General features: G+C 63.9%; 11 protein-coding genes. 10 read left to right on the plus strand and 1 reads right to left on the minus strand.

Going from position 1 to position 12292, the window contains the following annotated elements:
• Nucleotides 1-2: 2 nt before the first annotated feature.
• Complete coding sequence (uraH, locus tag P9254_RS11810) at nucleotides 3-377, minus strand: hydroxyisourate hydrolase (RefSeq protein WP_095799152.1); 375 nt, start codon at nucleotides 375-377, stop codon at nucleotides 3-5.
• 176 nt (nucleotides 378-553) lie between these two features.
• Between uraH and puuE the strand changes: the two genes are divergently transcribed.
• The 10 genes from puuE to P9254_RS11860 all read left to right on the plus strand — a co-directional run bounded on the left by puuE (nucleotide 554) and on the right by P9254_RS11860 (nucleotide 12153).
• Nucleotides 554-1978 carry an allantoinase PuuE gene (gene puuE / locus P9254_RS11815; RefSeq protein WP_278054890.1) on the plus strand — a complete coding sequence of 475 codons (1425 nt, stop codon included), beginning with the start codon at nucleotides 554-556 and terminating at the stop codon, nucleotides 1976-1978.
• Between the two features lie 10 nt (nucleotides 1979-1988).
• Nucleotides 1989-2849 carry a bifunctional allantoicase/(S)-ureidoglycine aminohydrolase gene (locus tag P9254_RS11820; protein ID WP_067324113.1) on the plus strand — a complete coding sequence of 287 codons (861 nt, stop codon included), beginning with the start codon at nucleotides 1989-1991 and terminating at the stop codon, nucleotides 2847-2849.
• Nucleotides 2846-3337 (plus strand): ureidoglycolate lyase, encoded by a 492-nt coding sequence (locus P9254_RS11825; protein ID WP_128371001.1) that lies wholly within the window; start codon nucleotides 2846-2848, stop codon nucleotides 3335-3337. The genes P9254_RS11820 and P9254_RS11825 overlap by 4 nt, the downstream gene beginning before the upstream one ends.
• Before the next feature lie 19 nt (nucleotides 3338-3356).
• On the plus strand, nucleotides 3357-3950 hold the full coding sequence (locus P9254_RS11830) for a nucleoside deaminase (RefSeq protein ID WP_278054893.1): 594 nt from the start codon (nucleotides 3357-3359) through the stop codon (nucleotides 3948-3950).
• Between the two features lie 83 nt (nucleotides 3951-4033).
• Nucleotides 4034-6019, plus strand: a complete 1986-nt coding sequence (locus P9254_RS11835; RefSeq protein WP_278054894.1) for a CocE/NonD family hydrolase — start codon at nucleotides 4034-4036, stop codon at nucleotides 6017-6019.
• A 149-nt stretch (nucleotides 6020-6168) separates the two neighbouring features.
• Nucleotides 6169-7755 carry an ABC transporter substrate-binding protein gene (locus P9254_RS11840; protein ID WP_067324106.1) on the plus strand — a complete coding sequence of 529 codons (1587 nt, stop codon included), beginning with the start codon at nucleotides 6169-6171 and terminating at the stop codon, nucleotides 7753-7755.
• Between the two features lie 17 nt (nucleotides 7756-7772).
• On the plus strand, nucleotides 7773-8732 hold the full coding sequence (locus tag P9254_RS11845; RefSeq protein WP_067324105.1) for an ABC transporter permease: 960 nt from the start codon (nucleotides 7773-7775) through the stop codon (nucleotides 8730-8732).
• A gap of 11 nt (nucleotides 8733-8743) precedes the next feature.
• Nucleotides 8744-9571: an ABC transporter permease gene (locus tag P9254_RS11850; protein ID WP_278054896.1), complete on the plus strand. Its 828-nt coding sequence runs from the start codon at nucleotides 8744-8746 to the stop codon at nucleotides 9569-9571.
• The gene (locus P9254_RS11855; protein WP_067324103.1) at nucleotides 9571-11226 is read left to right on the plus strand and encodes an ABC transporter ATP-binding protein; all 1656 of its coding nucleotides are present in this window, start codon (nucleotides 9571-9573) and stop codon (nucleotides 11224-11226) included. Before P9254_RS11850 ends, P9254_RS11855 begins: the two co-directional genes overlap by 1 nt.
• 87 nt (nucleotides 11227-11313) lie before the next feature.
• Complete coding sequence (locus P9254_RS11860; protein ID WP_127247834.1) at nucleotides 11314-12153, plus strand: alkaline phosphatase family protein; 840 nt, start codon at nucleotides 11314-11316, stop codon at nucleotides 12151-12153.
• Nucleotides 12154-12292 lie beyond the last annotated feature (139 nt).

The following is a 12292-nucleotide window of genomic DNA, read 5'->3' on the forward strand; positions in this document are numbered from 1 at the left end:
TCTCAGCTCCCGCGATAGGTCGAGTAGCCGTAGGGCGAGATCAAGAGCGGCACATGATAATGCCGCTCCTCCGCCATGCCGAAGCGGATCGGCACGGTGTCGAGGAAAGCCGGCTGCGGCAGGCTGGCGCCCTGCCCGCGCAGATAATCGCCGGCAGCGAAGACCAGTTCGTACTCGCCGGTGCGGAAGTCGGCGCCGGCAAGCAGCGGCGCGTCGCAGCGGCCGTCGTCGTTGGTGGTGACGGTCTTCAAATGCGTGCGGGCCTGGCCTTCGAGGCGGAAAAGCCCGATCGAAAGGCCCTTTGCCGGCCTGCCGGTCGCGGTATCGAGGACATGGGTCGTCAGACGCCCGCCATCGGCTTTCGAAGTTTCTGCCACTGGCCGCCTCCCATCCCAAGTAGTCGAACGTTTTCAGGTCAATTGTGCGCCAATTAAAGGCGATGCATAAGCCCCGGTCGAGCGGAGTGCGGCAAAAAGCACTTTCAAAAATTTTCGGGGGAATGCACGAGCACTCCTTTCGATATCTTCATCTCAACATTCGGGCAGGAGCGATCATGCGTTACGAACGGGACATGCGCGGTTACGGAGCCAATCCGCCGGAGCCGAAATGGCCCGGCGACGCCTATGTCGCGGTGCAGTTCGTCGTCAATTACGAGGAAGGCGGCGAGAACTGCGTGCTGCACGGCGACAAGGCTTCCGAAGCCTTCCTATCCGAGATTGTCGGCGCCGCCCCCTGGCTCGGCCAGCGCCATTGGAACATGGAATCGATCTATGAATACGGCGCCCGCGCCGGCTTCTGGCGGCTATACCGGCTGTTCACGCAAGCTGAGGTGCCGGTGACCTGCTACGGCGTCGCCACGGCGCTGGCACGCTCCCCCGATCAGGTCGCGGCGATGCAGGAGGCCGGCTGGGAGATCGCCTCGCACGGGCTGAAATGGATCGACTACCGCGACCATAGCGCGGAGGACGAGCGACGCGACCTCGAAGAGACGATCCGTCTGCATTACGAAGTGACTGGCGCGCGGCCGACCGGCTGGTACACCGGCCGCACTTCGGTCAACACGGTGCGACTCGTCGCCGAGGAAGGCGGCTTCGATTACGTCTCCGACACCTATGACGACGAATTGCCCTACTGGTTCGACCGGGATGGTTTGGAGAAGCCGCAGCTCATCATCCCCTACACGCTCGACGCCAACGACATGCGCTTCGCCACGCCGCAGGGCTTCAATTCGGGCGACCAGTTCTTCGCCTATCTGAAGGACAGTTTCGACACGCTCTATGCGGAGGGCAAGGCGGGGCGGCCGCGCATGATGAACATCGGCCTGCATTGCCGGCTGGTTGGCCGTCCGGGCCGCGTGGCGGCGCTGAAGCGCTTCGTCGACTATGTGAAGTCGCATGACAGGGTGTGGCTGACCCGGCGCATCGATATCGCAAAACACTGGCGCGAGACGCACCCCTACCAGGCGCCGGCGCTGCGCCCGTCTCGGATGGAATTCGAGGAATTCGTGCATGCCTTCGGCGGGGTGTTCGAGCATTCGCCGTGGATCGCCGAGCGAGCCTACGAGCTGGAGCTCGGCCCGGCCCATGACAGCGCCGGCGGCCTGCACAACGCGCTCTGCCGCGTCTTCCGCGCGGCGACCGAGGCCGAGCGGCTTTCCGTGCTCAACGCCCATCCCGACCTTGCCGGCAAGCTGGCGGCGGCCAAGCGGCTGACGCCGGAATCAGCCAAAGAACAGGCCTCCGCCGGGCTCGACGCGCTGACCGACAAGGAGCGCGAGCTGTTCTCGAAGCTCAACGCCGCCTATGTCACGACCTTCGGCTTTCCCTTCATCATCGCGGTCAAGGGCAAGACGAAGGACCAGATCCTGGCGGAGTTCGAGGCTCGCATCGGCAACAGCCGCAGCAATGAATTCGACACCGCGTGCAAACAAGTCGAGCGCATCGCGCTGCTTCGGCTGAAAGACATGCTTCCAAAATAGGCTTCAACACATGGACAGGATGAACATGGCCGAGCGAACCTATTACGCGCCGCATGGCGGCCATCCCGGTCAGCACGAGCTGTTGACCGGCCGCGCCGTCTTCACCGAAGCCTATGCGGTGATCCCCAAGGGCGTGATGCAGGACATCGTCACCAGCCCGCTGCCGTTCTGGGACAAGACGAGGGCCTGGATCATCGCAAGACCGCTTTCGGGTTTCGCCGAGACCTTTTCGCAGTACATCGTCGAGGTCCTGCCCGGCGGCGGCAGCGACCGGCCTGAGCTCGACCCCGAAGCCGAGGGCGTGCTGTTCGTGGTCGAGGGCGAGCTTACGGTCTCGCTTGCCGGCAAGAACCATGTGCTTCGCCCAGGCGGCTTCGCCTTCCTCCCGCCGGGCAGCGGCTGGACGGTGCGCAATGAGAGCAGCGGTGCGGTCCGCTTCCACTGGGTCCGCAAGGCCTATGAGGCGGTCGACGGCCTCGACGTTCCGGAAGCCTTCTTCAGCAGCGACAAGGAGGTCGAGCCGAGCCCGATGCCCGGCACGGGAGGCCACTGGGCGACGACGCGCTTCGTCGACCCGGCCGACATGCGCCACGATATGCATGTCACCATCGTCACGCTCAAACCCGGCGCGGTCATCCCCTTCGCCGAGACCCATGTCATGGAGCATGGGCTCTATGTGCTCGAAGGCAAGGCAGTCTATCGCCTCAATCAGGACTGGGTCGAGGTCGAGGCCGGCGACTTCATGTGGCTGCGCGCCTTTTGCCCGCAGGCCTGCTACGCCGGCGGTCCCGGGAATTTCCGCTACCTGCTATACAAGGACGTCAACCGGCACGCCAAGCTTGGCGGCGCCCTTGGGGCTCGCGCGCGGTGACCCAAATCGTGGCCCAGCCGCTGACACGCGAAAACTTCGCGCCGTTTGGCGACGTGATCGATATGGGTGGCGAGAACCGCTACCCGATCAATGGCGGCAAGGCGATGCGCTACCACGATCTCGCCACTGCCGAGGCCACCGGACCGAATGCCAAGGTGCTGATCTCGATGGTGCGCGGCACCCCCTACGAGATGCCGCTGAAACTGACCATGGTCGAGCGCCATCCGCTCGGCAGCCAGGCCTTCATTCCGCTGTCGCCGCGGCCCTTTCTGGTTGTCGTCTGCCATGACACTCTGGACGGCCCAGGCGAGCCGCACGCCTTCATCACCGCGCCCGGGCAGGGCATCAACTACCGGCGCAACCTCTGGCACGGCGTGCTGACGCCGATCGGCGAGGAACAGGACTTCCTCATCGTCGACCGCGGCGGCGACGGCGCTAACCTCGAAGAGTGCCATTTCTCGCACCCTTACGAGATCCATCTTCCCTGAAAGCTGCCAGTTTTTCCCGATGACAGACATTTCGCTGATCGACCGCCTGCTCGACGTTATCGAGCACGATATCGTGCCGAAGACCGCTGAAGGCGTTGCCCATGGCAACAAGCTCTTCGGCGCCGCCATCCTGCGGAAAGACGACCGCTCGCTGGTGATTGCCGAAACCAACAACGAGATCGAAAATCCGCTCTGGCATGGCGAAATGCACTGCCTGAAGCGATTTTACGAAATGCCCAGGGCCCAGCGCGTCGACACCAGGGATGCGCTGTTCCTGGCCACGCACGAGCCCTGCTCGCTGTGCCTGTCGGCGATCACCTGGACCGGCTTCGACAATTTCTACTACCTCTTCAGCCACGAGGACTCGCGCGACAGCTTCGCCATCCCGCATGACCTGAAGATCCTGAAGGAGGTCTTCACACTCGATCCCGGCGGCTACAATGCCGAGAATGCCTATTGGAAGAGCTTTTCCATACGCCGGCTGGTGCGCGCTTTGCCCGAGGCGGAACGCAGGCGGCTGGAGGCGCGCATCGGCCAAATCTCCGCCCGTTATGACGAGCTCTCCGGTACATACCAGGCGAGCAAGGCCGACAACGACATTCCGCTGAACTGACGCTTTGAACTGACGCTTATTGACCAGCCGATTTCGCCGGCTGGCCCACGACGCCTCCCCGACGGTTCCATCATGTGCCTTGCATGAAAACCGTCACAGAATTCCCCCGCAAGGTCGTCGAATTTCCCGACATGGGCATCGTCATGCCGGATGGCTGCCGGCTGTCGGCGCGCATATGGATGCCTGAGGATGCCGGCGACAACCCGGTGCCGGCGGTCCTCGAGCATTTGCCCTACCGCAAGCGCGACGGCACCATCTTCCGCGATCAGCTGACGCATCCTTATTTCGCCGGACACGGCTATGCCTCGATCCGCATCGACATGCGCGGCAACGGCGATTCCGAAGGGCTGATGGACGACGAATATTCCGAGCAGGAATTGCAGGACGCCTGCGACGTCATCGCCTGGGCGGCCGCGCAGCCCTGGTGCAACGGCAATGTCGGCATGATGGGCATATCCTGGGGCGGCTTCAACTGCCTGCAGGTCGCGGCAAAGCAGCCGCCGGCGCTGAAGGCGGTGATCAGCCTGTGCTCGACCGTCGACCGCTATGCCGACGACATCCACTACAAGGGCGGCTGCCTGCTGCTCGAGAATTTCGGCTGGGCCTCGACGATGCTCTCCTACTCGTCGCGGCCGCCGGATCCGGAAATCGCCGGCGGCAACCGCTGGCGCGATCTGTGGCTGAGCCGTCTGGAGAACCAGCCTTTTCTCGCGCCACTATGGCTCAGCCACCAGCATCGCGATGCCTACTGGAAACGCGGCTCGATCTGCGAGGACTTTTCGGCCGTTAAGGCGGCAGTGCTGTCGATCGGCGGTTGGCATGACGGCTACCGCAACACGATCTCCAATCTCGTCACCAACATCCAGGCGCCGGTGAAGGGCATCGTCGGCCCCTGGATCCACAAATATCCGCATTACGCGGCACCCAATCCGGCCATCGGCTTCCTGCAGGAGGCGCTGCGCTGGTGGGACCGCTGGCTGAAGGGCGCGGCGACCGGCGTCGAGGCCGACCCGGACTACCGCGCCTATGTAATGGATAGCGTGCGTCCGGCCCGCTGGCATCCCGAACGGCCAGGCCGCTGGATTGCGGAACAGCAATGGCCCTCGCCCAACATCAAGATCAAGGCAACCGGGCTCATTCCCGAGGGCGTCGGGCCGGCAATCGTCGCCTCGCCGCAAAGTTGCGGGCTTGCCGGCGGCGAGTATTTTCCCTTCACCTTCGGTCCGGAACTGCCGGGCGACCAGCGCTCCGACGACGCGCTTTCGGTATGCTTCGACCAGGTCGAACTCGAGGAGGCGATCGACATCGTCGGCGCGCCTGAAGTCGAAGTACGGGTTGCCTCGGACCGCCGCCAGGCCAACCTCGCGGTGCGTCTCTGCGACGTGCATCCGGACGGCGCCTCGGAGCTGATCTCCTATGGCGTGCTCAACCTCACCCACCGCAACTCGCACGAGTTCCCGGAAGCGCTGGTGCCAGGCGAGACGGTCTCGGCACGCGTCGTGCTCGACCAGTGCGCCTATCGGGTGCCGGCCGGCCACCGGCTGCGGGTTGCCGTCTCGACCGCCTACTGGCCGATGATCTGGCCTTCGCCGGAGCCGGCGACGCTCGAACTGTCGGCCGCGACGCTCAAGCTGCCGCTGCGCCCGCCGGCGACGGCCGACGAGGTGTCGTTCCTCGAACCGGAAGGGGCTACGCCCTGGGCGACCGAGACGATCAGGCCGACCAATTCCGAGCGGCATATCCACCGCAACGAAAAGACCGGCGTCGTCACGCTTGCCGTAACGGACGATTTCGGCGAGGTGCGCGACCTGGAGCACGGGCTGGTCCACGGCAGCATGGTCAGGGAGACATGGGCGATCCAACCCGACGATCCCCTGTCGGCGACGGGCAGCACGCATTGGACGCAGACATTGTCGCGAAATGAATGGTCGGTGCGGACCGAGACCTTCGCCGAGATGCGCTCGGACGCGCAAGACTTCATCCTCAGCGCCAGAATCGAGGCCTATGAGGGCGAAAAACTGGTGTTCGAGCGCGATTTCAAACAGACGATTCCCCGCGCTCTCGTGTGAGCGCTGACAAGATTGGTCCAAATGCGACGCGCCATTTACGCCACGGCATGTCGCATTCGGTCTTGCTTACAGCTTTCCGTTGCGCTCATTATCCCTCACAAGAACAAGAACCGACCACATGGTCGTACCATCAGAGTGAGGAACCCATAATGACAAACGAACTCGACTATCTCAGCCGGCGCGTCGCTGCCGGAAAGCTCAGCCGCCGCGACTTCCTTGGCCGCGCCGCCGCGCTCGGCGTCACCGCGCCCTTCGCCAACTCGCTGCTTTCGAGCGCTGCCCGGGCTGCCGGCCCCGTCAAGGGCGGGACGCTGAAGGCCGGCCTAGTGGGCGGTGAATCCACCAACAGCCTCGACCCGGCCCTGATGATGACCCAGGTGCCCTTCGCCTTCGGCAAGTGCTGGGGCGAAATGATCGTCGAGCTGTCGCCCGACGGCAAGCTCGAGAACCGCATCGCCGAGGAAATCGGCTCTTCCGACGACGCCAAGGTCTGGACGCTCAAGATCCGCGACGGCATCGAATTCCACAACGGCAAGACGGTGACCGCCCAGGACGTGGCCGCCACGCTGGAGCGCCATTCGGACGAGAAGTCGAAGTCCGGCGCGCTCGGCTACATGAAGGGCATCGAGACCATCAAGGTCAACGGCAAGGAAGTGGTGCTGACCCTCAAAGAAGCCAACGCCGACCTTCCCTATCTGCTCAGCGACTATCACCTGATCGTCCAGCCGAATGGCGGCAAGGACAAACCCGACGCCGGCATCAGCGCCGGCCCTTACAAGGTCAAGGTCAACGAGCCCGGCGTGCGCCATGTCGGCGAACGCTTCGCCAACTACTGGCAGGGCGACAAGATGGGCCATGCCGACCAGGTCGAAGTCGTCGTCATCAACGACGCGACGGCGCGCACGGCGGCCCTGCAGGGCGGTCAGGTCAACATGATCAACCGCGTCGAGCCGAAGATCGTCGACCTGATCAAGCGCGTGCGGGGCGTCACCATCCGCAACCACTCCGGTCCCGGCCACTACGTGTTCATCATGCATTGCAACACGGCGCCGTTCGACAACAACGACCTCAGGATGGCGCTGAAGCTGGCGATCAACCGCGAAGAGATGCTGAACAAGGTGCTGCGCGGCTACGGCTCGCTCGGCAACGACTTCCCGATCAACGCCTCCTACCCGCTGTTCACAGAGATCGAGCAGCGCAAATACGATCCCGACAAGGCCAAGTTCCACTACAAGAAGTCGGGTCACGACGGCGCCGTGCTGCTCAGGACGTCGGACGTCGCCTTCCCCGGCGCGGTCGATGCCGCGCAGCTCTATCAGCAGAGCGCGGCCAAGGCCGGCATCAAGCTGGAAATCAAGCGCGAGCCCGGCGACGGCTACTGGAACGAAGTCTGGAACAAGCAGCCCTTCTGCGCTTCCTATTGGGGCGGCCGCTCGACGCAGGACCAAATGTACTCGACCGCCTACCTGTCGAGCGCCGACTGGAACGACACGCGGTTCAAGCGGCCGGATTTCGACAAGATGGTGCTGGCGGCGCGCGCCGAGCTCGACGAGGCCAAGCGCAAGCAGATGTACCATGACATGGCTGTGATGGTGCGTGACGAGGGCGGCTTGATCCTGCCGATGTTCAACCAGTTCATCGACGCAACTGGTCCCAAGGTCGGTGGCTGGGTGGACGATCCGCATCAGGAGCTGATGAATGGCTACGCCTTGGCGAAGTGCTGGATGGAAGCCTAAGGTCCGGCCTTGCGGAGATGTCCTCACCCGTCGTGAAACTGGTGGCCCAGCGCGTTGCGCTGGGCATCCTCCTTCTGCTGGCCGTTTCGGTCCTGATCTTCGCCGGCACGCAGATCCTGCCCGGCGACGTCGCCCAAGCCATCCTCGGACAATCGGCGACGCCGGAGTCGCTCGCCAATCTGCGCGAACAGCTCGGGCTCAATCAGCCTGCCTATATCCGCTACTTCCACTGGCTGGGCGGCGTGCTCACCGGCGATCTCGGCACTGCCATGTCGAGCGGCCAGGACATCGCGACATCGATCAAGGAACGGCTGTGGAACACCTTGTTCCTGGCCTTCTGGGCGGCAATCGTGGCCATTCCGCTGGCGATCACGCTTGGCCTGATCGCGGTGCGCTACCGCAATGGCTGGGTCGACAAGATGATCTCCGGCGTGGCGCTCGCCTCGACCTCGTTCCCCGAATTCTTCATCGGCTACCTGCTGGTCTTCTACTTCGCGGTCGAGCATCAATGGTTCCCAGCCATCTCGACCGTCTATGACGGAATGTCGTTAGGCGAGCGGTTGCAGGCGATCGCGCTGCCGGCGGCGGCGCTGACGCTGGTGGTGCTGGCCCACATGATGCGCATGACGCGAGCGGCGATCCTCAACGTCATGCAATCGGCCTATGTCGAGACGGCGGAGCTCAAGGGGCTCTCGGCTTTCGCGGTCATCCGCAAGCATGCCTTCCCGAACGCGATCGCGCCGATCATCAATGTCGTCATGCTGAACCTCGCCTATCTCGTGGTCGGCGTCGTCGTGGTCGAGGTGATTTTCGTCTATCCGGGCATGGGGCAATATCTCGTCGACCACGTCACCAAGCGCGACGTTCCCGTCGTCCAGGCGGTCGGCCTGATCTTTGCGGCCGTCTATATCGCCCTCAACATCATCGCGGACATTGCGGCAATCGTCGCCAATCCGCGGCTCAGGCATCCGAAGTAGGGGGCGCCGGTATGCTCGATATCAGACGCACTCCTGTCGCGGCGCTGATCGGCATTGTGCTGACGACGCTGTTCGTGCTGGCGGCGGTCTTGGCGCCATGGATCGCCCCGCACGGCAATGCCGAGATCGTCAGCGACGTCCCTTGGGAACCGATGTCATCGGTGCACCTGTTGGGCACCGACAATCTTGGCCGCGATCTCTTGTCCCGCATGATCTATGGCGCCCGCATCACGCTGTTCATCGCCGTGCTGGCCACCGCGCTGTCCTTTTCGCTCGGCGCCATTCTGGGCTTCACGGCGGCGGTGTTCGGCGGCTGGTTCGACACGATGCTGTCGCGCCTCGTCGACCTGCTGATGTCGATCCCGACGCTGATCATGGGCCTGGTCGTCCTGTCGGTGCTGCCGTCCAACCTGGTGACGCTGATCCTGGTGATGGGCATCCTCGATTCGACCCGCGTCTACCGCTTGTCGCGCGCGGTGGCGGTCGACATCAACGTCATGGACTATGTCGAGGCCGCGAAACTGCGCGGCGAAGGCAGCGGCTGGATCATTTTCCGCGAGATTCTGCCGAACGCGCTGTCGCCGCTGGTCTCGGAACTCGGCCTGCGCTTCATCTATGCGGTGCTTTTCCTGTCGACGCTCTCCTTCCTCGGCCTCGGAGTGCAGCCGCCGGACGCCGACTGGGGCGGCATGGTGAAGGAGAACAAGGACGGCATCGTCTTCGGCATCCCGGCGGCGCTCATCCCGGCGGCAGCGATCGCGGCTCTGGCGATCTCGGTCAATCTTGTCGCCGACTGGGTGCTCAACCGCACGACCAGCCTGAAGGGAGGGCGCGGGTGATGGCTGACAGCAAAGCAAATTCCGGCCGACTCCTCGACATCCGCAATCTGCGCATCGAGGCGACCGTCTACCCGCCCGGCGAGGCGCCGAAGACCATCACCCTTGTCCATGATGTCTCGCTGACGCTGGAGAAGGGCAAGGTGCTCGGCTTGATCGGCGAATCCGGCGCCGGCAAGTCGACGATCGGCCTGTCCTCCATGGGCTATGGCCGAGGCGGCGTGCGCATTACCGGCGGCGAGGTGATCCTCAACGGCCGCGATATACTGAAGGGCGGCAAGGAGGGCTTGCGCAAGCTGCGCGGCCGCGAAGTGTGCTATGTTGCCCAGTCGGCGGCGGCGGCCTTCAATCCGGCGCACCGGCTGATGGACCAGGTGGTGGAGGCGACGCTTCTGCACGGCACGGCAACCCGGGCCGAGGCCGAGAAGCGAGCCGTCGCGCTGTTCAAGAAGCTCAGCCTGCCCAATCCGGAAACGATCGGTGAGCGCTTCCCGCACCAGGTCTCCGGCGGCCAGTTGCAGCGCGTCATGACGGCGATGGCGCTTTGCTCCGAGCCCGACCTGATCGTCTTCGACGAGCCGACCACGGCGCTCGACGTGACGACGCAGATCGATGTGCTGGCGGCGATCAAGGACGCAATCCGCGATACCCATGTGGCGGCTTTATACATCACCCACGACCTCGCCGTGGTGGCGCAAGTAGCGGACGAGATCATGGTGCTGCGCCATGGCCGGCTGGTCGAATGGGGCGGTACCCGCCAGATCATCAAGGAGCCGCGCCAGGAATACACCAACGCGCTGGTCTCGGTGCATGAGATCGAGCACAACGAACAGCAGCCCGGCACCACACCAATGCTGTCGGTGAAGAACGTGACGGCCGCCTATGGCGGCGGTCTCGTCAAGGTGCTGAAGAACGTCTCGGTCGACATCTACCCGGGCCAGACGCTAGCCGTCGTCGGCGAGAGCGGTTCCGGCAAATCGACGCTGGCGCGCGCCATCACCGGCCTCCTGCCGCCCGAGCAGGGCAGCGTCTTCTTCGACGGCCGAACGCTTGGCAACAGGCTCGCCGACCGGCCGAAGGAGGATCTGCGCCAGCTGCAGATGATTTACCAGATGGCCGATGTCGCGATGAACCCGCGCCAGACCGTGGGAACGATCATCGGCCGGCCGCTCGAGTTCTATTTCGGCATAAGAGGCCGCGAGCGCGACAAGCGCGTCGCCGAGCTGCTCGACCAGATCGAGATGGGCAAGGGCTTCATCGACCGCTATCCGGCCGAGCTTTCCGGCGGCCAGAAGCAGCGCGTCTGCATCGCCCGTTCGCTCGCCGCCAAGCCGAAGCTGATCATCTGCGATGAGGTGACCTCGGCGCTCGATCCGCTGGTCGCCCACGGCATCCTCAAGCTGCTGCTCAACCTGCAGCAGATCGAGAAAGTGGCCTATCTCTTCATCACCCACGATCTCGCGACAGTGAAGTCGATCGCCGATTCGATCGCGGTCATGTATCGCGGCGAGGTCGTTCGCTACGGCTCCAAGAGCAAGGTGCTGGCGCCGCCCTTCGATGCCTATACCGACCTTCTCTTGTCCTCCGTCCCCGAAATGGAGATCGGCTGGCTGGAGAAGGCGATTGCCGGCCGGCGCATGGAAAGCGCCGGCAACTAAGCTGGCTAGCTCTTCGCTGCACTTCTCGGACTTGGCCGGACCGGTCAAGCCCGCCGATCTCTCCCGCCAGACCGCATGGAATTGCCCGTGGCGCTTAAATCCAAATTGCTGCTCATCATCCTTGACGGCGTGCCCTACCGGAACTGGCGCCGGCTCATGGGCAATCTCGAAGGCTGGGTACAGTCTGGTGAGGCGCAAGTTTGGAGAATGCGCTCCGTGCTGCCGTCAACATCGGCCTGCTGCTACGCCTCGATCCATACCGGGGTCACGCCGCAGGTTCATGGCATCCTCTCCAACGAGAACCGGTTCCGGGTCAGGCAGCCCGATATCTTCTCGGAGGTCAGCAAGGCCGGCGGCAGGACCGGGGCGGTGACGCATTCCTACTGGTCGGAATTCTTCCGCTCCTATCCATTCGATCTCGTCGAGGACATGGAATTCGACGAGCCTGGCGGGCCGATCACGCATGGCCGCTTCCACACCATGACCGGCTACAATCTCAAGAACCAGATGACGCCGAGCGATGTCGACCTTTTCGCGACATTGACCATGCTTACCCGCCGCCACGGCATCGACTACGGCATCCTGCACAGCTGCACGCTGGACTCGATGGGCCATCGCTTCGGCCACAACTGCCACGAGATGGATCATGCCTGCTACGCGATGGACGGTATGCTCGCCGCCTTCCTGCCCGGTTGGCGCGAAGCCGGCTATGAAGTCATCGTCACCGCCGATCACGGCCAGACCGACCGCGGCCATCACGGCGGGCATGACGACGAGATGCAGGATTTCGCCCTCTACTATTTCGGGCCGGCGAAGGGTCCAGAAGCCGACGCGCTGCTCGACCAGCTGCAGCTCGCGCCGACGGTGCTGAGCCGGCTCGGCGTGGAGGTGCCGGCGACAATGAAGGGGAAGGTGTTTTTGATTTAGCTCTCCCCCTTCTCCCCTTGTGGGAGAAGGTGTCGCCAAAGGCGACGGATGAGGGGTGTTCCAGTGAACGCCAACGCCTCACTCCGCTGGAACACCCCTCAACCGTCTCGGCGCTCCGCGCCGATCCACCTTCTCCCAC

It is taken from the genome of Mesorhizobium sp. WSM4983, from assembly GCF_029625765.1.
Taxonomy (GTDB): Bacteria; Pseudomonadota; Alphaproteobacteria; order Rhizobiales; family Rhizobiaceae; genus Mesorhizobium.

Excerpts from the sequence above, each read along its gene's own strand:
- puuE (WP_278054890.1), top strand. The coding sequence starts at position 554 with ATGCGTTACGAACGGGACATGCGCGGTTACGGAGCCAATCCGCCGGAG.
- P9254_RS11820 (WP_067324113.1), top strand. The coding sequence starts at position 1,989 with ATGGACAGGATGAACATGGCCGAGCGAACCTATTACGCGCCGCATGGC.
- P9254_RS11830 (WP_278054893.1), top strand. The coding sequence starts at position 3,357 with ATGACAGACATTTCGCTGATCGACCGCCTGCTCGACGTTATCGAGCAC.
- P9254_RS11835 (WP_278054894.1), top strand. The coding sequence starts at position 4,034 with ATGAAAACCGTCACAGAATTCCCCCGCAAGGTCGTCGAATTTCCCGAC.
- P9254_RS11840 (WP_067324106.1), top strand. The coding sequence starts at position 6,169 with ATGACAAACGAACTCGACTATCTCAGCCGGCGCGTCGCTGCCGGAAAG.
- P9254_RS11845 (WP_067324105.1), top strand. The coding sequence starts at position 7,773 with ATGTCCTCACCCGTCGTGAAACTGGTGGCCCAGCGCGTTGCGCTGGGC.
- P9254_RS11850 (WP_278054896.1), top strand. The coding sequence starts at position 8,744 with ATGCTCGATATCAGACGCACTCCTGTCGCGGCGCTGATCGGCATTGTG.
- P9254_RS11855 (WP_067324103.1), top strand. The coding sequence starts at position 9,571 with ATGGCTGACAGCAAAGCAAATTCCGGCCGACTCCTCGACATCCGCAAT.